The 22,503-nt window shown below is 54.8% G+C and carries 16 protein-coding genes; 2 read left to right on the forward strand and 14 right to left on the reverse strand.

The window, feature by feature from the left end:
- Positions 1-186: 186 nt before the first annotated feature.
- From JJD41_RS02965 to JJD41_RS02980, 4 genes are all read right to left on the reverse strand, one after another.
- Positions 187-3,018, reverse strand: coding sequence for a transcriptional regulator (locus JJD41_RS02965; RefSeq protein ID WP_234488483.1), 2,832 nt, complete (start codon positions 3,016-3,018; stop codon positions 187-189).
- 56 nt (positions 3,019-3,074) lie between these two features.
- Positions 3,075-3,836 (reverse strand): MinD/ParA family ATP-binding protein, encoded by a 762-nt coding sequence (locus JJD41_RS02970; RefSeq protein WP_200664644.1) that lies wholly within the window; start codon positions 3,834-3,836, stop codon positions 3,075-3,077.
- Between the two features lie 85 nt (positions 3,837-3,921).
- Positions 3,922-4,629: a COG1470 family protein gene (locus tag JJD41_RS02975; RefSeq protein WP_200664645.1), complete on the reverse strand. Its 708-nt coding sequence runs from the start codon at positions 4,627-4,629 to the stop codon at positions 3,922-3,924.
- A gap of 52 nt (positions 4,630-4,681) precedes the next feature.
- Positions 4,682-6,424, reverse strand: coding sequence for a CHASE2 domain-containing protein (locus tag JJD41_RS02980; RefSeq protein ID WP_200664646.1), 1,743 nt, complete (start codon positions 6,422-6,424; stop codon positions 4,682-4,684).
- 360 nt (positions 6,425-6,784) lie between these two features.
- On the opposite strand from JJD41_RS02980, the gene JJD41_RS02985 reads away from it, so the two are divergent.
- The gene (locus JJD41_RS02985; protein WP_200664647.1) at positions 6,785-7,591 is read left to right on the forward strand and encodes a DUF928 domain-containing protein; all 807 of its coding nucleotides are present in this window, start codon (positions 6,785-6,787) and stop codon (positions 7,589-7,591) included.
- Positions 7,592-7,671: 80 nt separating this feature from the next.
- Here the strand turns inward: JJD41_RS02985 and JJD41_RS02990 are convergent, their stop codons facing one another.
- From JJD41_RS02990 to JJD41_RS03020, 7 genes are all read right to left on the reverse strand, one after another.
- Complete coding sequence (locus tag JJD41_RS02990) at positions 7,672-9,834, reverse strand: WD40 repeat domain-containing protein (protein WP_200664648.1); 2,163 nt, start codon at positions 9,832-9,834, stop codon at positions 7,672-7,674.
- 73 nt (positions 9,835-9,907) lie between these two features.
- Positions 9,908-10,972, reverse strand: a complete 1,065-nt coding sequence (locus JJD41_RS02995; protein WP_200664649.1) for a c-type heme family protein — start codon at positions 10,970-10,972, stop codon at positions 9,908-9,910.
- A gap of 38 nt (positions 10,973-11,010) precedes the next feature.
- Positions 11,011-12,513, reverse strand: coding sequence for a hypothetical protein (locus JJD41_RS03000; protein WP_200664650.1), 1,503 nt, complete (start codon positions 12,511-12,513; stop codon positions 11,011-11,013).
- A 32-nt stretch (positions 12,514-12,545) separates the two neighbouring features.
- Complete coding sequence (locus tag JJD41_RS03005) at positions 12,546-13,604, reverse strand: phage tail protein (RefSeq protein ID WP_200664651.1); 1,059 nt, start codon at positions 13,602-13,604, stop codon at positions 12,546-12,548.
- An 81-nt stretch (positions 13,605-13,685) separates the two neighbouring features.
- Positions 13,686-15,905 (reverse strand): putative baseplate assembly protein, encoded by a 2,220-nt coding sequence (locus JJD41_RS03010; protein ID WP_200664652.1) that lies wholly within the window; start codon positions 15,903-15,905, stop codon positions 13,686-13,688.
- Positions 15,906-15,998: 93 nt separating this feature from the next.
- The gene (locus JJD41_RS03015) at positions 15,999-16,421 is read right to left on the reverse strand and encodes a GPW/gp25 family protein (protein ID WP_168568581.1); all 423 of its coding nucleotides are present in this window, start codon (positions 16,419-16,421) and stop codon (positions 15,999-16,001) included.
- 211 nt (positions 16,422-16,632) lie between these two features.
- A complete protein-coding gene (locus tag JJD41_RS03020; protein ID WP_200664653.1) occupies positions 16,633-17,175 on the reverse strand; it encodes a PAAR domain-containing protein in 543 nt (180 codons plus the stop codon).
- 133 nt (positions 17,176-17,308) lie between these two features.
- Between JJD41_RS03020 and JJD41_RS03025 the strand changes: the two genes are divergently transcribed.
- Positions 17,309-18,481 carry an RNA-guided endonuclease InsQ/TnpB family protein gene (locus tag JJD41_RS03025; protein ID WP_200664654.1) on the forward strand — a complete coding sequence of 391 codons (1,173 nt, stop codon included), beginning with the start codon at positions 17,309-17,311 and terminating at the stop codon, positions 18,479-18,481.
- Between the two features lie 38 nt (positions 18,482-18,519).
- On the opposite strand, the gene JJD41_RS03030 is transcribed toward JJD41_RS03025, so the two are convergent.
- From JJD41_RS03030 to JJD41_RS03040, 3 genes are all read right to left on the reverse strand, one after another.
- The gene (locus JJD41_RS03030) at positions 18,520-20,457 is read right to left on the reverse strand and encodes a VgrG-related protein (protein ID WP_200664655.1); all 1,938 of its coding nucleotides are present in this window, start codon (positions 20,455-20,457) and stop codon (positions 18,520-18,522) included.
- A gap of 98 nt (positions 20,458-20,555) precedes the next feature.
- Positions 20,556-21,098, reverse strand: a complete 543-nt coding sequence (locus tag JJD41_RS03035) for a CIS tube protein (RefSeq protein ID WP_168568584.1) — start codon at positions 21,096-21,098, stop codon at positions 20,556-20,558.
- Positions 21,099-21,129: 31 nt separating this feature from the next.
- On the reverse strand, positions 21,130-22,503 hold a 1,374-nt coding region (locus JJD41_RS03040; protein WP_234488484.1), incomplete at its 5' end, for a hypothetical protein.

Raw genomic sequence — 22,503 nt, forward strand, 5'->3', positions numbered from 1 at the left:
AATAAGGGGGACTTTACTGGAGGATCCCCCTAAATCCCCCTTAATAAGGGGGACTTTCAAGACGTTGTTTATTTTGGGAACAACGCCGCACTCTCCAGTCCCCCCCTTCTCAAGGGGGGCTAGGGGGGATCTCTCCCGATGGGCGATCGCAAAGAGTATTCGGGGCTTCATGGCGCGCAAAACCAGTTAATTGAACGTCGGCGGCAACTCTTGAGGTTCCAGGGGATCCGGTTCGGGAAGCGGTTCTTCTTCTGGCTGGGATCCGGCTTCACCCTCGTCCTCCCCAGCCGCACCTTGCTCCCCGGAAGCCTCCCCCGCCGCCGTGCCATCGGTACCGGGGGGGCCGCCGTCAGATGTACCGTCTCCCGCTACGGCGCCGGGGGTTCCCTCCTCGGGAGGAGGGGGAACGGCGACGGTTCCGGGTTCACCCTCGGCACCCCCGGGAGCTTCGGCGGCGCCATCGGCCCCGGGAGGGGGAGGAACGGCGACGGTTTCCGGTGGCGGGAGGGTTTCGACGACGAACGATCGCGTGACCGGGTCTCCGGTAGGGCTGCTGGCTTGCAGGGTAATCACTTCACTCCCGGGTTGGGGACTGAGGGGATAGGCGAGCTGACCTTCCGGGGGAACGTCGCCGGGAGAGGGCAACAACTGGACTTGAAGGTCCGGGTCTCCGGTGACTTTCCAGGAGAGCAGAACCACCGGGGGTTGGTCGCCGTTGACAAGGCGGGCGAGATATTTGGGGGGGACGGGTTTACCGTTGAGGGTAAATTGGGCGATCGCCGTCGGAATCGGATCGACTTGGACTTGAATTTGCTCGGTTTTGGCACTGGTGGCGGTTTCCGGTTCGCCGTGTTTGGGGATGGCGGTCAACTCGAAGATATAGTCGCCGGGATTGCCCGCATCGGTGGGGACGTTGTCGCAGCGCAGTTGTTCGTTGGCGATCTCGCAAAAGCCGCGCAGTGGTTCGGGGATCCCCTGGCTGAAGTCGTAGCGTTTGAGGGGACTGGTGACGGCGCCGTCGGGCGATCGCGCGATCGCCGCCACCGCCTGCAGTTGTTCCGGATGGGCAATGGTCCAATTGAGGGCGATCGGTTCCCCTTGGGGTTCGGGGGCGTCGGGACGGGTTTGCCGTTGATAAACCGGGCGAGTCGAAGCAACTTCGAGAATTTTCGGCACCGGGAGCGGCTCGATCGCGATCGGCTTGGTCTTGAGGGTTTCGCCCTGTCCCGGCTCCCCTTCTTTCGGCGTCAAGGTCAATTCAAAGATATATTTGCCCGCCTTTTTAGCATCGGTCCAGACATTTTCACAGACGAGCTGACCGTTCATTTTGCAAAAATGTTGCAACGATCTGGGCAAGCCGTTCTCGAACTCGTACAGGACCGGACCGCTCGCGACCAAGCCATCTTCCGAGAGACCGATCAGAGTGAGAGAGTCAATTTTTTCCGGATGGGCGATCGCCCAATCGAGGCGGATGGCGTCGTCGTTGGCTTGTTTGTAAGTCGTACTCTCCGGGGCGAAGCGGACGATCCGGGGACGCACGGGCGGACGAGTGAGCAACCACCAGATTAACACCGCCAAGCCGACGATCGCGCTGGCGATCGCCAAAATCAACAGCAGCAATTGCCACCAAGGACGCCCCTCCCACATCAGCGCCCCTTGGAAGCGATCGGTAATTAAAGGAAATTTATCTAAATCTTCGAGTTCGAGGATAAAACTAATCAATTTCCCCGAAAACGGGCGGCGGGCGTCCGTCGGTTCCACCTGCAAACCTACGATCCTCGATTCTCCCGGTAACAGCCGAACCTGACGCGGGGCGATCGTAAACTTGCAAATCTCCTCTTGGTCCGTCCCCTTCGCCCTGACCCGCACCTCCCGAGGGCTATTGCCCATATTGGTCAGGCGCAACTCGAACAAGCCCGCCCCCCGGGCAATTTTACCCACCACCGTATGAAACTCCGCGTGGAGCAAATAAATCTCGGCGACCCGAAAATAGGCAGGTTCGAGCAACGCCAAACTGGGATTATTCGTCGAATACAGGCGCACCGTCGGCGCGTACACCCCCGCCCAAGCATCGGGAGGCGGTTGCAGCAGCAGCACGATCTCGCCTTTTTCGCCCGGATTGAGTTCCAACCCTTCCGTCGCGGTGACGATCCCCGGTTGCGCCAACCCTTCGGGATAGATAACCGAATACCAATGACGCTGTAAGTCCGGACAGTCGAGGCGGAAGCGGTCCACCCGATCCGAGCGATTGTGGACGAGGACGTGGAGTTCGAGGGGTTGTCCCGGTTCGAGCACTGCCGGATCGAGCGATCGCGTCGGCGGCGACAAGCTGAAGGTCGGATCGCTGACCTTACGCGCTTCCTGAACGAACGGCATCACCTGAACCCGCGCCGAATGTAAGATCGGCGTATCTTCCGGATAATGTTGGGGCGCGTCTACGACTAACGTATATTCGTAAGGTCCGGGAACCGCATCGAGGGGAATGTCGAGCTTAAAAATCGCCTCGCTGCTTTGTCCCGACCCCAACGCGAGCCGGGTAAAGGGAGTCGCGCACCACTGGCGCACGGGTTCGGAGGTTTCCTCGATAAAAATATCGATTAAGGCACTTTGATTGCCTTTGTTAGAAACCGTTACGTACAGCTCGAACTGAGAACCCGGCGTCAAAAGCACTTCCCCGGACGGATTGACAATCGTCGCCAGAGGTTTGCCCGGGGTGAGGGCTTGTTGGATCGTGTCCGGTAAGTGGCTGCCTTTTTTCGCCGCCAGTTCGATCGTGTAGACCGACTCGCCGCCAATCCGCGATTCGCGCACGAATCCCGCGCGGATCAATTCTTGCAGTTCGCCCTCAGTTTCGGCGGGGCTTTCGTCGAGAAACTCGGCGATTTGTGCCAGTCGGCATTCTTTTTGACGGATCGTAAAGTTGACGATCTGCCGTTGGCGGGCGGGGAGACTGAGAATTTCCCCCATGCTCAAGCCCCGCCCCCGTTGTTGGGCGCGATTTTGAGATTCTGGATTCAAACGATCTCCCCTCATGGTCTCCTCGCGCGATCGCTCAGACAAAAGTACAGTTTGGATTAGCCGATCGCCAATTGGGCAATGGTTTCGATCTCCTTACTCAACGGATGTTTCGGGTAGTTGAGACAGAAAATCCCGCTACTGGCGAGTTGGATCATATCTTCGGAATGGGGCAAAATCGCTGCCACCGGAGCTTTGTAGGTTTTTTCGACTTCGACTTTGAGAGCGTCAAAATCGAAGCTTTGCAAGGCTTTATTGACAATTAAAAACATTTTGGGAACGGCCAATTTCCGCGCCACTTCCACGGTGACGGCGGTGCCTTGGAAGTCCTGGCGATCGGGTCGCAAGACGACGAGCAAGACATCGGAAATGGTCAGAGACAGTAAAGTTTCTTCGTTAATTCCCGGGTGGGTATCGATGAACAGATAATCGAGTTGAAGTTCTTCGATCAGTTCGTAAAAGCCATCGCTGAGCAGTCCGAAATCGACCCCTTCGCGCAGCACTTTCGTAATATCTCCGGCTTTGATACTCGACGGAATCAGATAGATTTTGCTTTTCGGCGTTTGAGCCTCCCGCAAGACGCTGCTGACGTCGTAGGCGGTATCTTCGATGGTGCATTTTCCCCACAGGTAGTCATTGAGGGAATGGGTCATGCTTTTGTCGTCGAAACCGAACAATACGTGAATTCCGGGGGATTGAATGTCCGTGTCTACAATCCCCACGCGATGTCCCCAACGGGCGACGGTGGCGGCGAGATTGGCGGTGGTGTTGGACTTTCCAGTTCCCCCTCGGAACGAGTGAATCGAGATAATTTTGGACATGAAAGACCTCGTGAGTTGAAAAAACGCGACGCCCGTCGATTTTAAAGGGTGCTTGGCAGAATTGAAGGCGACGCTAGCATCTTCGTCAAAGGTTGTCTTCGAGAACGCGAAGCTGACCGACCAAGCGCGCGGGGGGCTGTTCAGGGTAATGCTCGCTGGCGCTGACGACGATCGCGTAAGGGTAAATTCCCGCGATCGCCTCGACGGGAACCGCGATCTCGAACACCAGTTCCCCACCGTATCCCGGTCCGAGGGCGAGGCGTTCTTCTCGGGAGGTACACCAATTTTCCGGAATGGTGGAAGTTTCGGCTAAAATCGCTTCGATCGCCGCATTTCGGCGACCTCGGTTCGTCGCGCTCACCCGCAGTTCGACGCGATCGCCCGCCCTGGCGACGACCTCCTCTGGCGGTCCGACGGCAACCCAGCACGGTTCCTCCGCCGGAGTGGCACGACCTTCGGGGATCTCGCCGAGACGGTCCAAAGCGGAGGGCAGATCGATCCCCCGTTTGGCGCTCAACTGCACGGTGTAGTGAAACTGCCCTTCCCGTTCGCGTTCGGCGATCCAACCCTGACGCAAGAGGGTATCGACTTCGGGCTGCAGGGTCGTTTCCGACTCTCCCAAGGTGGCGGCGAGTTCGTGGAGCGTGCAATCTTTCTGGCGCAAAATAGTATTGACGATGCGCCGTTCTCGGTCGGGCAGTTCCAGGATCTGCGCCAAACTCAGACCTTTGTCTTCGCCGGGCGGGTCTGGGTCGGGTGCGTTCGCTGGCGGTTGAAATGGATGGTGGCTCATAAATCCGGTCCCCCTCGTAAAACGATGAACTGGCACGTCGGCGGATTGCCGTTTACGATTCCGGGCGATCGGGGTTATCCCGCTTCAGGTTTTGGCTGCGCTGGCGCAGTTGGGCGAAATAATCGTCGCCGTCGCCGTCTTCGCTGTCGCCGTCTTCCCTATCCCCTGTCGCTGCACTTTCCTGGGGCTGAGTTTCGGGACGGTCGTGTTTGAGTTGTTGGCCCCGTTGTTGCAGTTGGGCGAAATAGTCCTCTTCGCCATCGGTTTCGGTCGTGGCGGCTTCGGTTTCGCTCGTTTCGCCGTCGTCGGCTAAATGGCGATCGCCCCGGCTGCGCGGTTGGTGTTTTTGGGCGCGCAGTTGGTGCGCTTTTTCTTGCAGGTTTTTAAAATAGTCGCTTTCGGTAATTTCGGCGACTTGTTCTTCTTTTTTCTCTTGGTCGATTTCGATATCGATTTTTAAGAAGCCTTTGACCCCTTGAATCACCGCTTGACCGTAGGCGCTCTTATTGAAGCGATCGATCGCGACGACGCCGCCCAAACTGCCGAGTAAGGCGATCGCGGGGGGGACTAACGGGATCCATCCCGCTTGTAAAAAGAGGGCGTAACTGATGCCGTACAAAACGGCCAATCCGCCTACGGCGGCGACCCCCAACACCCAAGGACGCCGAATCGCCCAGGCTAAACTGCCGCCGACTAACGCCCATAGGAAGATCCAGAGGATTTCTCCCCACTGACTCCAATACCAGATTAAGGGGCGCCCGTCGAGGGCGGCGGCGATCAGTTGGCTGGTGGCTTGGGCGTGGATGACGACTCCGGGCATTTCGACCCGATCCTGACTTCCGGCGCTGTAGGGGGTGGCGAAGTCGTCATTGGCCGTACTGGCGGTATATCCGGCTAAAACGACGCGATCGCGGATGGTTTCGGGATCGACCCGCCCTTCGATCAAGTCGGTTAACTTGACTTGTTCGATCGCCTTGTTTCCGGAACGGTAATTGAGCATCAGTTGGTAGTCCGTCGCCCCGCTTTGGGCGTAGCCTCCGGAGCGATCGCCCAAGCGTTTGAGAACGGCGTCACCCAAGAGTAAATCTTGCCCATTTTCGGCTAAGGCGACTGCGACCCCTTCCCCTTCCAGGTACATCAACGCCAAACTGAACGAAAGGGAGGGTACTTGATTTTCCGGATCGGGATAGTTGCAAAAATGCGGTTTGACGATCTCGGTTTGCGGATCGACAATGGGCGTCGAAACTAAAATCGTGCGGCGGATGGTCACGTCGCGGTCCACGGGCAAATCGGCAAAACCGATCCGTTCTTCCGGGACACTCGGCGCGGCGGGAACTCCTTGCGGTTCGGCTTCGGAACTGAGTTTGCACGCCGCAATAATCGTGTCGTTTTCGCTGAGAACTTTGACTAATTGTTCCCGACCCGTCCCGATGGGAACGTCGCGTAAAATATCGATTCCGATCGCCCGGGCTTCGTCGGCGACCAATTGATTTAACATCGCCGCCATTGTGGCATCGGAAATCGGATATTCGTTTTGGGCGCGGATGTCGTCTTCGCTAATTTCCACCACGAGTAAGCGCTCGTCCGGTCCGGGATCCGGACGCGATCGCATCAGGCGATCGTAGGCTTGTAACTCGAACGATTCCAAACCGCCCACTTGTCGCACCCCGACCACTACGGCGGCGATTGCCACGCTGGCGACCGCCACGGTTCCCCCAAATCCGACTACCGCTTGACCTAGGGATTTAGGATGGGCGATCGTCGCCCGAATTTTTTCAGTTAACTGAGCAATCATGCTGGCACCACTTCCTTCAACAGATAGGTGGGGATTTCGTCACTTTAACCCCATTTGACCGCCGACAAAACCCCCTTGAATCCATTATCTATATTGGCTGACGACTCGATGGGAAACTTACCGTTTCTCGATCTTCCGATTTCACCGGACAACTCGGTCTTTTTGCCTAAAAAATGCTCTTTATATTTTTTACAGATTTAATCTATTGTCCGGGAAACTTTACCTTTAGCAAAATCGTCTACAATCGGGGCTTGAGATTATAATGATTAATATATAATTCTTGCTGTTTGCAATGTCTTAAGATTACGATCGTTACGGCTTCAACTCCAATTTTACATAGCGTTGTCCTAACAGGGAAAAATGAAGACTAAATATCTTACCTATCTCAAAACATTTTCACTGGCCTTATCCCTCGGATTGGCCGCCAGTGCGACCCTTCCCGGGAGCATTCGTCCCGCCGCGACCGCCCCGACATCCGGGGGGAGCGACCGTCATGAAACCCTCGTTGCTTTGGGCTTTAAAGTCCCCGGCGTGCGAGCTTCCCGTCGGCGTACCGGGGGGATTTCTCGGGGAACGAGCGAATGCGCCGGAGAAACGATTTCGGTCACCCCCGTCTTGCCGAAAGTCAATCAAAGCGAACTGCCCGACGATCGCATTGAAGTCGAATCGACCGTCAATTCCAATCCGACCTTTTTCGTCCATGTCAGCGAAACTCCTGTAAAAGAAGCGGAATTTGCATTAGAAACCGAAGCCGGGGAAACCCTATACGAAGAACAAATTACGTTGAGCGGACAACCGGGCATTATTGGTATTACGCTTCCAGAGGGTCAGTCTTTAGAAACGGATACGGCGTATCATTGGTTTTTTGCCGTGATTTGCGATGTCAAAGACCGTTCGGCGGACGTGTTTGTCGATGGTTGGGTCAAGCGGGTCGAACCCGACGCGGCATTATCCGAACGTCTAGACGCTGCCGAAGAACGCGAATTGCCGGAAGTTTACGCTCAAGCGGGGATCTGGACCGATACGCTCAGCGAACTCGCCGAATTACGGGCGACGCATCCGCAAGAGGCCAAATTCGAGCAAGATTGGAAAACACTGCTCGAATCGGTCGGTCTAGACAATATAGCCGACGAACCGCTTTTAAGTGAATCGACGAAAGTTGAATAAAGTCCGTCGCACTCTCCCTCCTCGCGTCAGCAGGTGGGGGGAAAGTGAAAAGTGAATAGTGAATAGTGAAAAGTTACTATTCACTTTTCGCACCGAACTTGAGGCAAACGGGGATGTCGGCGTAAGTGAACCCAGCGATCGTCACTGCCGCCGACGATGAGAAGATTGTTGTTGGCGATTTTGAGATCGATCGCGTTAAACTTCTGGCGTCCGAAACTGGTAGCTAACTCGATGCCCTCTAAATAGGCATCGGCGCGGCGTCCGTCGGCGGTCAACGGCCACAATTTCAGTTTGCCGTCGTCGCCCCCGGTCGCGAGATAGCAGCCGTTGCGACTTAAGGATAAGGCGCGCACGGGTTGGGAGTCGTGACCGTCACTCCAACGATCGACGATGCGATCGCACGGCTGATTTTCACTCAGACAGGTTTGTAAATTCCAGATCGTAATCGATCCTTGAGAATCTGCGGTGACGAGTAAATAGGGATTGTATTCGGCAGTCGCGATCGCGAAAATATAGTCATTTTGACCGCCCGTTTCCGGATAAGCGATCGCCCGAGGTTCGCTACCGTCACTCCAATTCCACAAGCGCAACTGATTGAAACGTCCGGCGACAGCTAAAGTGCGATCGCCCGTACCCACCAACGCCAACCCGGAAATTGCAAAATCAAAGGGCTGTCGGCGCGGTTGTTGACTCGGGGGCGTCCCCCCAAATTGAGCCTCTAACTGCGACTGTACCTCCCACTGCAGAACCGAACCACTGCCGTGACCGCTAAATAAATAACGCCCGTCTCGGGTAAACGCTAATGCCAAGACGCGATCGTCTTTTTGAAACGAAAAGGAATCGATCGGATTTTCATCCGGCGACGACAACAAATCCCACAGTTGAATTTCGCCATTTTCCAATCCCACCGCCAGTAAATTATTATCCACGGGACGATACTGTAGGGTTCGCACCGCTTTCCCAAAACTCCCCAAGACCCCTCGAAAATCGAGTTCCCGTCGGTTCTTTAGCTGCCAAGTGCGAATGGTCTCGTCATTGGAACCACTGACCACAAAATTCGCCAAACCGTCAATCTCCACGGCGTGAACCGGGGCTTTGTGGTGGTGTAAACGGGGCATGAAGTACCACAAACTGCCCAAACCTAATAACCATAAAAACAGTAGGAATAATTGGAGCCAGCGCGGCACGATCGGCAGCAAATCCAGGTGTAAAATTTGCAGCTCGTTGCGGACATTCAAGCGACCCTCTGGAACCAGACCGTTAGCTTCAAAGGTCAGGCGACGCTTCCAACCGAGTAAGGGGCGTTTGGCGCGGGCTAATAACTCGAACTGTCCGGTTTCTGCGGCGTAGAGGGTCATCGTATCCGGTTCGATTTCGAGGCGATCGCAGCGTTCCACCCCGTCTCCGGTGACGTCAACGGTGACCTCTTGCGCCAAATTACTAGCATTTTCAAATTCGAGCAGGTAAGTGACTGGATCGGAGTGCCAGTCGATCGCCCAGGCCCGACGCTGGGGAACTCTCTGTTTGAGTGCAAGGGCTCGAAATTCGAGATGGCCTACCGGAAGCACTTCCAAACTGCTCTCAATTTGGCTGGGCGGTCCGAGACTGTGGGACGCTTCGACGGTAAACGGATAGACCCGACTGGGGGCTTTGGCGCCGAAGGGAGGCTGACATAAAAACGTCGTTTCCGCTTCTTTTCCGGGCAACACTTGCACCTGTCGTTCCACCGACTGACCCAACCAAGACGGTTCGAGTCCCAAACAGCGCACGATCGCCTTGCTGGGAATTTGAGCGGGGTTGTAAATCCGCACGGGAATTTCGATTTGATTGTCCGGATAAACGTGGAAATCGCGTACCGGGAGTTTGAGTTGTAATGGGATCGATCCGGTTCCTTGTTCGATCGCCAAACGCACGATTTCGCGGTCTTCGTCGAGCAGTTCGATCGAAAAGACGCGGACGGTGACGTTCATCAGCCCCACCCATCCCGGAACCGGACTGTCCACGATACCGATTTTAAACGTGGTCGAATCTCCCGGCGGTTTTTTGGTGCTGACTTCCGGGGAAATTTTGTACCAGGTGACGGTTGGTTCGCTATCGACTCCGGCGGCGATCGCCTCGACTTGGAAACTGGCGAAGCGATCGCTGTGATTGACCACGGTCACTTCAAAAAAGGCAGGCGAACCGCCGGGTTTGAAGCTCAATTGTTTGGTCGAAAGGGTCGTCTCGATGAGGTTGTTGGCCATAATTCGAGGGAGGGGATGGAGAAGGGGGAGTCGGGCGGGTTGTTGCGATCGATCGGGCGATCGAAGGGGCGATTTATTGGGGGCGATCGCCGCGTAACTGCTTGGCTTTGTTTAACAGGGCATTTAAATAACCCGGGTCGGTGCGATCGCGGCTCGAACTGGTCGAATTGACCGAGCTTTCTTGACTTTGCCGTTGCAATTGTTGCAGTTGCTGACCGAGTTTTTGCTCGCGCAAGTAAACCCCGTGAGCCATTTGTTGAAAAATACGGGCTAGATGACCGAGTTCGTTTTGTTGTTGGGAGAGAGTCGCCAGTTTTTTTAAATCTCGATCTCGTTCGAGGGTGTCGTCGAGTTGTTCCGTGCCGATTTTTTCTGCCACCCTCGCCATCGGTTGCAAGGGATGGATGACGTGGCGTTTGAGCAAGATATTAATTAATACAATGGCGATCGCAAAGGTGACGATAAACGTCCCCATCACCCCCGCCCAATACTGGCGGCTGAGAGAAAACACCGCTTCGGAGGGGACGTAAACGGTTTGAATGCCGATCGTTTCATTCAAGTTCCAGCCAAACCCGGTTTGGTTGCCATAGGTCGCGAGCAGACTTTTGGGAGCCGTTTTGGGGTCGCCGTGACAGCGCAAGCAACTTGCTTCGGTGATTTGAATCGGTCGGGCTTTATAAAAGACTTGTTCCCCGAATAATTGCCGATAGCCCCAGGTTTCTTTTAACTCCGGGTTTTGGCGAAATTTGGCGATCGTTTCTTGCTCGAATCCGTCGGGGAGGTCGCGCAAATTGGTCGGGTTGACAACTGCTTCTTTGTAAAAGAAGTTTTTATATTCCGGACTGTCGCGCAAATTTTCAAAGACTTGACGGGCGGAATAAGCGGGAACGGTTTCCGGGATAAAGGCGGTTTCGGTTTCGAGTCGGGGCGCGAGTAAGGGGTTAATTTCTTGGCTGGTATAGGTGCGAACGGCGTTCATGGTCTGCATGAGCAGCAGACTTTGAGTGGCGACTTCGTCCCGTGCTTTTTTTTGCAAAGCATCGGAGAGAATGGTCCCGCAAAAGGCGATCGACAGGACAAAGACCACGGATAAAAAGAGGGTGAATTGACGTGCCAGTTTGAGATTTTTAATTCTCATGTTCGCTACCCCGGGTTTGAAAACATGCGACGTGAAATTTAACCTAATTTATCGAGAATATTTTTAGGCAGTCGCGAGCCTTTCTTTTTCGCTTCGGCGGGGGATTCTTCCGAGGGGGTGGGGGGAGGTAAAGGCGGTTCGGGAGGCGATTCGGGGTGTGAGGGATGTTGGAGTTGGATCAGATGGCGTCGTTTCGAGGCGGCGTGTAAGAGGTTGATCCCCATTTCCTGGGCGCTGCGGATGGTTTCGCGCGGGAGGGATAAGTGGTCGTCGAGACCCCAAGCGGAGGATAACTGACCGATCGCCACGACCAGTCCGGGGGCGGTTAGCAGTTGGATCGCTTCGCCTTGGACGGTCGGTAAGGCGGCGAAGAGAAAGGGTTCGGTTCGCAAGGGGTGGTCGCGTTCTCGGGCGTCGAGAAATTCGAGGGGGGTGCCGAAGCTTTGGGCAAACTGGCCGATCTTGGCGGTGCGATCGCGGATGAGGCGATCGAGTTCGGCTTCGACGGCGGTCAGTTCGTCGTTGAGTTCGGAGTGAATTTTTTGGTATTCGGCGACTTCCGCCTGACGGGAGGGTAAGGGGGTGGTGTCCGGGGAGGTTTCGAGATGGGTGAGGGCGTCTTTGAGTTCGGCTTTGACGAGGCGCAGTTGTTCGATTTTGCCTAAATCCGTAGTGATTTCGAGCCAGAGGGTGCCGCCGCGTTCGATATAGGCTTTGAGGGGTTCGAGTTGGTGGGGTTCGGCGTTTTGGAAGAGGCGATCGCCGACGTAGAGGGCATCGTAGGCGCTCCAGGTGTCGAGGGCGTCGGGTCGGATTTCGCAGAAGACGCCGATCTCGTCGGTTCCTTGCAAGGCGGGATATAAGCCGTCGAGCGATCGCAGGAGGAATGATAGGCGGGAGACGGTGTTGGGGAGGTCGTCGCCGGAATCGCCGACGATTCCCAAGCGGACGATCGCCCGGGCTCGCGCCTGTACCGGGAGGCGGTAGCGCAAGTCCAAACTGTTGGGTTCGGGGGCGAACACTTGGCGCGATCGCTGTAAGTGGATGTCGCCGGGTTCGAGTACGATGCGACAGACTTCGACTTCCCAATCTTCCGGCGGTGTCGTTTTTTCGTCGATGCGAAAGGTTTCGGTGACGACGAGTTCGCCGTCGTGTCGGGCTTTTAATTTATCGGGATCGACATAACTGACGACGAGATAAATTTGGGTCGGTTCGCCGTCGCCGACGGGGGAACTGATGCGGAAGTCTACGGGTTCGGGAATGACGATGAGATTGCCAAACACGTCGATGGCGATCCCCGGTTGGATTTGCACCCAGCGTCCGTCACGATATTTCGCGGGAACGTCCGACGGGGGGGCGATCGGACAAACGCCGAGGTCGCAGACGATTCCGGGTTGGTTGAGGGACTGAAAATGGACGTTTTGCCGCGCGCGATGGTAGTCGTGGGCCAAGCGCCAGCGTTCGGCATTCATCAACAAGCCGTCGGCGACTTGCAGGCGTTGGAAGGGTTTGATGTGGGGGGACTGCCAAGGTTTACTCATCGTCTTTACCATGGGTGACCGTCGGGCGACGCCTAGTCGGAACTCGGTTCGATGTAGAGTTCGTAAGTACAAAAGGCGGGTTTTTCCTGCTCGATAATTTGCCGAACGAGGGCTTCGTCGAGGCGATCGCCCCGGGACGGGCGCAATCGCACGATAAAGTGATACGGTTTACCCCCGCCGACGATCGCATCTTCTCCCAGTTGCGTTTCTCCCAACACGAACCCTTGGGTAAACACTTCCTGAATGCTAATCCGTTTTTCCTTTTCCGGTCGGTCTTCGTCGAGGGGTAAATTCGTGTACAAATTCAGGTACAATCTCAATCCCCGCCGCGTTCCGCGCCAACTGTACAGTTGGATCGCCTGTCCGATCAAATGGCGCTGCCGTTCGATACTCAAGCGCGGATCGAGTTTCCACCCCACCCAAGAGGCGAGAAAGGATAACAAGCCTTCGGGGGCCGTGAGTGGATCGAGATATGCCCACAATAACTCTAGGGTTTGCACCGTCGGCTCGAAGGCTTGCTCGAACAAGCTTAAGATCCGCCCGATAAAATCGACTTCCCGATAAAGTTCCGGTAAAAAATCCAGATACACGCTGTCGGGCCGCACGAACAGGTTAAAGGTTTCCGGCGCCATGACCTGCCAGGTTTCGCCGTCGAGACTGTAGCGAATGTAAATCTGACCGCGATAGTCCAGGGATAGGCAACGGTCGTTGGGGAATGGGGTATCTGTCTCGAAGAAGTTATCGGGCAGGTGGAAGTAGAGAACGGCTTCTCGCCGGGCCTGTGGGGGAATTTCTTGTCCTTCGATTCCGATGCGACACCAATGTCTGGGAAAGTCCCCATCGAGGTCGAGGGCAATGTCCAGGCGGGACTGACTCAGGTTTTGGATGCGAACGAGCAGTTCGGCGGGTGCCCCGGGATGGACGACGAGTTGACAGGCGGGTTTGGGAGTCGCTCGGACGAGATGTTTTTGTAAGGGGGAGTGGTGTTGAAATTGCGCGATCGCCCGCCCTGTGGGTTGCGCCGCGATCGATGCCGAGGTCATCGGCATCAGTTCGAGGCGTAAGGGCAGTAAGTCGCGAGCTTGAGTCATTAGGGATTTGAGATTTGAGATTTGAGATTGAGGGAGTGGGGAATGCCTTGTGCCTTATGCCTTGTGGCTTGTGGCTTTTGCCTAAATCACTCCCACTGCATGACCGGAGCGGAGGCGATCGTTGCGCCAGGAGCAGATTAAGCCGAGGGGGCCGGGGTCGATTTGGGGTTCGCGGGGGAGCGATCGCACCCAGCCGCGATCGCCGTGGCGCAGCTCGAATAGTTGGACGGTGCCGAGGTAGCGGACTCCGGTAATTTTTTGTAAGAGGGTGACGATATCGGAGGAATACAGGGGACGACCGAAGGGCCATCCGGTGCCTTCGGGGCCTCCGGTGAGGGGGTTGAGGAAGCGGTAGAGGGCTTGTTGAACTTCGGCGAGGATCTGTTGTTGGGCGCTCGGATGTTTGTATTCGGCTTCGAGGGCGACTTCGGTTTGGACGCCGACGCCGACGTATTCCGGTTGGGTACAGAGGACTTGGACGCCGAGCAAGCGTCGTTCGTCGAGGTAGTCGAGGACTTGTTGTTGCAGTTCGGGGGTGAGTAAGAGCCGTTCGGGGTCGATACCTTCGCCGCGTTCGATGCCGTCGGTGCTGGTGTGGGGGACGAGGACGAGGCGGACGATGCCGCCTTGTTCGCCGTTTCTGGGGGAAAGGCACATGGCGCGGGCGATCGCCCCCTGTCCGGCTTTGATGGCGAGGGTTTCAAAGTCTTCGACGGTGACGGCGCGATCGCGGGTCCGCAACATTCGCGGTACGCGCATCGCCGCTTCTTCTAGGGTTTCGGCGTTGGAACCGTGGCGGGCGGGGCGATGGTTGGTGGCGCTGGCGACGTAGGGAACGGCGGTTTTGACGATTCTAATGGTATTTTCTTGGACGTTGCCTCGTTCGCCGCCTCCGGTGCGATAGGCGGCCATTTGGATCAGGGAACCGCGCGGGGGAACGGCGCCGTACTGTCGTTCGAGGAATTGAGCGCGGCGATCGTTGGCGCTGTTGTTTTGGGTTCCCCGATGGCGACCGTCGGGCTGTTGCTTGGGTATTCCTTGCAGGCTCCGGCGAAAGTCGGTTTGGCTGGGCAAGGAACCGGAAGAGCGGATGAGCGGGCCGAATTGAACGGTGCCGTCGAGGGAGTCGATGGTGTAGTGGAGGTCTTCGGCGCCGGAGTTGGAAAAGTCGCTGACTTCTTCCCAGAGTTGGGGGATGCCGTTGGGAGGGGTGACGAGAATCCGTTCGCGATCGTCGCGCGGCAGTACGGGGGTGCCTTGCAGTTGGAAGGTTTGACCGGGTTGTCCGTTGCTTTCGCCGAGAATTTCGTTTTCGACGAGGCTGCATTGGGTGGCTTCGACGGTGCCGCCGATCGATCGCGTACTCAAGCCGGCAATCCGGGGCGATCGGATGTAACCGGGTCGATCGCCGTCGGGGAGGGTGTAGACGCAGCGCAGCCAGCGTCCGGCATAGGTGACGAAGTGGGTGACGGGCCAGTGTTTGGGCAGGTGCAAGATGACATCGGCACCGGAGAGGGGGTTACCGCCTTTGCGGGTCAGTTCGCTGAAGCTGAAGCCTTCGGTTAAATCGTCGTTTTCTTCTCGCAGGATCGATTCCCAATAGAGGCCGTTCCAAGCTTCCCAGCGTCGGGGGGGGCGTTCCGGGTCGATCCCGGTGGAGGTGGCGGCTTCGCCTTTGACGGACAGGGCGATCGTGTTTCCTTCGAGGGGAGCGTCCGGGTCGAAGACGAGATAGAAGCAATTGCCGATTTCCGGTTGTTCTTCAAATAAGGATAGGGATTGACCTTCCCATTCGCCGTCCGGTCGTAAGGTCCAGGTGCCGACGAAGCGATCGCGCAACACTTGAGGCACCGTTTCCGCCGTGCGGGCGCCGAGGAGGTGGCGGATGCTCGGGGTTCCCATCACCAAGGGGCGATCGGTACTGAAGACGATCGCCTCTTCCGTTTCCGTGCGCACCGTCGCCACTTGAGTACCTGCCGGGATCGCGTAGCTTTCCGGCAGGGAGGCACTCAGATAAAAGGTAATATCAGTTTTCGCCGGATTCGGGGCTTGCAGTCGGACGCCGAGGAGTTCGAGGAAGGCGACGTAATGACGGCGGGGAACTTGATTGAAGCGTAGCAACATTTGGTCTGTCAGCCACGCGAACAGTTCGATCAAGGTAATCCCCGGATCGCTCGGATTGTAGTTCGTCCATTCGGGACAATAGCGAGGAATACGTAAAATGCACTCGTCTACTAAGTCCTGAAATTGGCGATCGTCGAGATCCGACTTCGGCAAATTGGGCAGAAAATCAAACTCCATGTTCTCCTCATGTTCTCCTCGGTCTTATCTTCCTGGCTCCGCTTCCCCGGTCGCACCCAACCCGTTTAGACAAGAGGGATTCGCCCCAGTGACCTACGGCGCGCTCATGGGAGGTAATAGATAAAAACCATAAATAATGCTGCGGGAATCGTAGCTGTCTTTCGGATGATATTTAATCGTAATATCGACGCGCCCTCGAATCGGATCCGGCTCGGTAAAGACCCCTTCGAGTACCACGCGCGGTTCCCACATTTGGATCGCTTCTTCGACATACAAACGAATCAGCAATAGGGTTTGGGTATTCATCGGCGCGAACACCAGTTCCGACAGCCGCGAACCGAAATTAGGTCGGTAGACCCGTTCTCCCAACCGCGTGCCTAAGATAATCCGAATCGATTCCTCAATATTGGTACTGCTACTGCTCAGTTGAATGCTTCCCTGAAGGTTAACTTTTAATGGGAAAGACCATCCCGTTCCTAGGTAATCTTCAGAGGCTTCATGCGGGCGATCGCTCATGGTTTGCAAACCCCTCTCAGCGTAGCCGTCACTCTAGCGGAGAAGGGTTATGTATTGCCATTGGCCAAAAGTCGAGTTTGGTTCCTTTGAGGAACTAGGGAGTAGGCAACAAGCCACAAGTCACAGGCTACAAGCAAGACAACAACCCTGTGGGCCGCGCATCCAGCCTGCCTTACCCACCTTTCTCAATCCAAAATCTCAAACCTCAAATCTAAAATCCCTGGAATTGTTGATTTTGTTGCTCCCGTTCTCGCATTTTTTGCTCGTAAGCTTCCGGGTCTTCCCGTTTCAACCGTTCCTCTTCTAATTGTTGTTGTTGGGCTTGTTGCTCCATCTGCGCTTGCATTTGGGCTTGTTGTTGCTTTGCTGCCCCTGCCGCTTGGGAGGCTGCCGCTTGGGCTTGGGCGGCTGCTGCTGCACCACCCACCGCCGCCGCCGCCGCAATCCCTGCGGCGGGATTGTCGCCAATCAGTACGTTGGGCTGACCTTTGGCGACGATAGTCGTGGCGGGGGTGGGAATCCCTGTCGCGACGGTAATCCCGGCGACATTGGAGGTCATGCGTGCTGCCGGACGTCCGCCAATGAGGACGGTAAAGGCTCCGGCGACTACTGCGCCACTGGTCAAGTACGGTCCGGAGACTAAATCCCCGACGCAAGCGGCGGGCAGTCCGCCAATGAGGACGTTGGGCATTCCCGGTCCGGTAATCAGATCTCCGGTAGCGGTTAAATCGGTTAATCTTGCGGCTGGAAACATGGTAGGAATTTTAGTTTTTAGTTTTTAGCCAAATCCGCCATTCATCTCACGCTTCAATTATAGATTTGAAGCGTGAGATGAATGGCGGCAGTAACTTATGGTAGAGTATTTATGGTGAATTCAGTTGACCCTAATGCTTAAAGCTGTCAAGGTCAGATTATACCCAAATGAGCAGCAGAAGCAATCGCTGGAGCAATCCTTCGGCAATTGCAGATGGCTGTGGAACTATGGTCTGAACTTGATGAACCAAACCTACCAGGAGACTGGAAAAGGACTATCTAGTTACGACATCAAGAAAAAGATTCCCAGCCTCAAACAAGAGCATGAGTGGTTAAAGCTGACATATTCACAATGCCTTCAACAGGTTTGCATTAACCTGGGAACCGCTTTTAATAACTTCTTCGAGAAACGAGCCAGGTATCCACGATTCAAATCCAAACACGGCAAACAATCCATCCAGTATCCCCAAAATGTCAAGGTGTTGGAAAACGCCTTGAAGCTACCGAAGGTTGGGGAAATTAAAGCGGTTGTTCATCGACCAATAGAAGGCAAACTCAAAACCGTCACAGTTACCAAAAATCGCTGCGACCAGTATTTTGCTTCCATTCTCTTTGAAGATGGGAAACCCAATCCAGACTCATCCACTGAGGGAAAAGCGGTCGGTGTAGACCTTGGATTAAATCATTTTGCTGTAACTTCCGATGGGTCTAAGTTTAACAACCCAAGATGGATTGCTAAACATGAGCGTAACCTGAAACGCAAGCAGCAAGACTTATCGAGAAAACAGAAAGGCTCTAACAACCGAAATAAAGCACGAAAGAAAGTCGCTAAGGTACATAACAAGGTAGCACGTTGCCGGGAGGATTTCCTACACAAGCTATCGCGTAGGATAGTTGACGAAAACCAAGTCATCTGTGTGGAAAACCTCAATGTCAAAGGCATGCTCAAAAACCCGAACCTGGCTAAGGCGATCGGCCAAGTCGGTTGGGGAATGTTTTTGACGATGCTGAAGTACAAAGCCGAACAGGAAGGGAAAGTCTATATTGAAGTTGATAGATTCTTCCCCTCTTCTAAAACCTGCAACGTTTGCTTGAATCAAATCGATAGCCTGCCACTAGATGTCAGAAATTGGACTTGTTCTAGCTGTGGGACGAGTCACGATCGCGATCTCAATGCAGCTATCAATCTCAGAGAAGAGGGGCTACGACTCTTGACCTGCGGGACGCGGGGCCAAGCCTACTGTCGGGATGTAAGACCGAACCGTAGAGGACGCAAGAAATCTACGATTGGGCAATCTGTTGGGTAGGAAGCCGCTATTGCAATCTCCGATTCAATAGCGGTAGTTCACGAATTAATTCTCACCATACCGCCACTAATTCCTACGGTGCCAGCTTGGACGTTGGCGGTCGTACCTTTTAAGTTGGCGGTCATGCCTTGAACGTTAACAGTTGTCGTTCCTTTAACGTCGGTATTTAAGCCTTGAATATTAATCGAGGCACTGGTTTGAATTTTAATTCCGCTTGGGGCAATTTCAATGCTGCTGCCTCCAACAGTTAAGGTGATTTTTTGCGGGGCGTTCATGTCTATTTGTCCGACCGATTCCATGGAAATTTTACGATTTTGGTCGTTGAGTTCGCAACTATGACCGTTTTGGGTTTTAATTAAAACTTTTTTATTTTTATCGTCTAAACGAACTTGATGACCATTGTTAGTCTTAATTTCAATATATTGTTCGCTGTCGTTGAGATAAACGTGATGTCCGTAAACGCTGGTTAAATAAATCCCTTTGTTACTGCTTCCTTGGTCTTCTTCGACGAATTGTAAGGTGTGTCCGGTGCGAGTTTGAAGGGTTCGCAAACGGACTTTTCCACCCTGTACGGTGTCGTGGGTGGTACGGGGGGGTTTGTCTTTTCCGTTCCACAATCCGCCGATGACAAAGGGGCGGTGAATGTCGCCATGCTCGAAGCCGACGAGGACTTCATCGTTGATTTCTGGCAAGCAGTGAAAGCCGCGTTGGGATCCGCCGCCGATGTTGACGACGCGGGCCCAGTGACTTTGGTGTTCTTCGGTGAGGGTGGGGAATTTGACGCGGACTCGACCCCATCCTTGTTCGTCTTGGTTGTCGGTGACGAGACCGATGAGTAAGCTTTGTCCGGGTTCGATGGTTTTGGCGGGGGCGAGGGTGGTGAGGAGGTCGCCGCCGCGCAGTCCGCGCACGCTAAATTCGGTGGTGTAAATCCGTTCTTGAAAGAGGTGGCGGGTTTCGGTGATGTAGTATTCGCCGCTATATTTACCGAGGTTTTGGAGTTTGACGACTTTTCCGGGTCGGATTTCGGGGTTGCCTTCGCTTTGGGCGTCGGCGTGGACGAATTCGCCGCCGAGTTCGTTACAGATGGCTTGGGCGATATTGGTGGCTTCTTGATTGGAGTAAACGGGTTGGTTGACGACGACGGCGGTGGGGGTTGGGGGTTGCCCTTTAAAGTTTCGGCTGGTTTTGGAGCCTCGACCGTATTGGTTTTCGGTGAGGATTTGTTCGCGGCTGGCGGTTTCGACGATCGCCCGTTTCTGTGTATAGTCCCACCCTCTCACTTCAACGTTGCTCACTTGTTCGGCACTGCTGACACGCACGCGGAAGCTGTGGACGTCTTCTAGCCATTTGAGTTGGAGGGTGGAGTTTTTGGCGGGTTTGCGAAAGTTGAGTTTGCCATCTTGCACGAATAGCTCGAAACCGTTGCGGGCGGCGCGTTCGCGCAAGAATTCCATGTTGGTTTGGTTTTCTTGAAAGATATATTCGTGAGGTTCCCGGGTTTGGTCGATGGTTCCGGAGCGAATGCCGACTTCACCCATGATTTTGTTGACGATATCGCTGTCGGTCATGTTTTGAAAGGAGCGGTTGTAGCGTCCGCGATGGAGGCGATGGGAGTAGTCGTAACCGCGAATGACAATGGGTGCCTGGGATTCGCTGGTGAAGTGGGTTTCAATGGCGGTGACTTCGCCGTCAAAGATGGTGTCGCGCTGTTCGTCCTCGAATTCTGGCGCTTCGGTGGTACTCGACCCGAAGCCGATTTGGATTGGGGTGCCGATTTCAAATAAGTTTTGGTGGCGCCAGGGTTGTTCGTCGGAGCGACCGGAAAAGTAGTCGTTTTTGATGACGAGGGTAAAGAAGGCGGGAAGGTGAAGGCTTTCTTCAACGCTGACTTGCAGGAGATCTTCGATCAAAGTGCTGGAGGCGGTTTGACCGTTAATTTTCAAGATCGGTTCGGCAACGTAAGTGACTGGCATGAGTCCCTCGGTGGTGGCGCGTTATTTCATTGATGGGCGATCGGGGGGGGCTTTCACTATTCCCCAAAGGTCGAATTATCTGGGTGGAGGGCTGGGGTTTATCGGGAGGTGGAGCGGCGTTGGCTGCGTCGGTTGGTCATGCTGTCGCGTTGGCGCTGGCTGGCGCTGGGTTGGGGGGTTCCCATGCCGGGTTGGGTGGTGGATTCGTCGATTTCTTCTAGGGTGAGGTTGACTTTGGCTCGCACGGGGGTGCCGTCGGGGAGAAAGAGCATTAAGGTGTAGTCGAGTTTGGTGACGAAGCAGCGAATAAATTGGTGTTGACCCCAGGTGAAGACGAAGGTGGGGGGGCGTTTTTCGGTGTCGGGGGCGCCTTCGATGAAGTTGACGGCTTTGGCGAATTGGCTGAGGGGTTCGAGGACGCTGGTGCCTTGTTCGTGGGTGTCGAACCAGAGGTCGTTGACGGTGAGGGTGACGGGTTCGGGATAGGCAAAGTTGACTTTGGGTAAGCCTCTCCCGGTGCGGGCGCCGTTTTCTTTGGTGAGGTTGATTTGTTGGGAGAAGGCGAGTTGGTTGGGGTTGAACATGAATTCGATGGTGCCACCGCCATCTTGGGATATGAGTTGGGCTTTTTGCAGTTGCATGTTGGGGTTCTCTCTGGGGTGATGGGGGGATTTACCAGGGTAGGCGATCGCTGAAGTAGCCACCGCGTCGTTCTTTTTCGATTTCTAGCCGTTGGCGGACTAGGTGGTAGATTTGTCGGGCTAGGAGTTCGAGGTCGTTGGTGTTGGGGTTTTGGGGGGTTGGGTCGGCGTTGCTGGGGCCGATTTCGGCGATCGCCTCGGTTGCGGATGGTGCCAATCGCTGGATGTCTGGTGGAGATCCGTTGTTGGTTTTGGATTTGAGTTGGAGGTGTTGGGATCTACTGTTGTTTGAACTGGGGAGGGTTTGGAAGCCGTCGGGGGTGAAGATGAGGGTGCTGTCGTTGTCTTGGGGGGGTGGTGCGGTGGGTTTTTGGGATTGCCGTTGGATGACGGGCGATCGCTTTTGAATTTTGGGTTGGGCGTTGGCGGCGGCGGGTTGGGGGCTGTCGCTATGGGCGAGTAGATCGGCGATACTCGACCAGCGATCGGGGGTCTCGCTGGTGGTGGGTTCGCTGGCGCTACGGGTTTGGAGGTCGGGGGCGATCGCACTTTCCGGTGGCAAGGAACGGGATTTTTGTATAAATTGGGTGACTGACGGGGGGCGATCGGGGTCGTTTTTGGGCGATTGTCCCTCGTCTTGAATGATATTTTGTGAATGTTGCCCGAGGGGCTGAGATTGCCCCAAAGGTTGCCAAGATCCTAAATTTTCGATGCCATGAGACAACTGGGAGAGGCGATCGGACTCCCGCAGCAGTTGTGCTACAGTGATATAATTCTCATTTAAATCATTACCTTTTTTATACGTTTGAACAGGGTTGTCTTTTGTCTCCTTTTGTGATAAGGTTAAACGGTCGTCAGAATTGGATTCAATCGAATCCGAAGCTTCCTCTATACTGTCATTTGTACTGACAGCTTGAGTTGCTTCACTCTGTTGTACATCTTGGTGAATTTCATCAGTTTTTCGTCGAACAGTATCCCTTTCAATCAGGGATTGCATGTCTCCACTAATTGGTGACATGGGAGATACTTCTAGACTTTCCGCTTGGGGAGTCGATGCAGTTTCTTGGGAGATATCCGAAGTTGAAACAACTTCTGACGTTTCTCGTTGAACGGTTTCCGCTTGCGGGGTGGATAAGCTTTTTCCAGGGATATCCGAAGTTGAAACAGTGTCATCGCTTTGTCTTGGAACCGTTTCCGCTTGGGGAGTCGATACAGTTTCTTGGGAGATATCCGAAGTTGAAACAAGTTCTGACGTTTCTCGTTGAACCGTTTCCGATTCAGTACCTGATTCAGTTGTTCCCGCGATATCCGAACTGGGAACAGTTTCATCGCTTTGTCTTTGAACCGCATCCGCTTCAGTCACTGATTCAGTTTCTCCCGAGATATCCGAAGTTGAAACAAGTTC

Origin of the sequence: Oxynema mangrovii CENA135 (assembly GCF_016632315.1) — a bacterium.
Classification (GTDB): Bacteria; Cyanobacteriota; Cyanobacteriia; order Cyanobacteriales; family Laspinemataceae; genus Oxynema; species Oxynema aestuarii.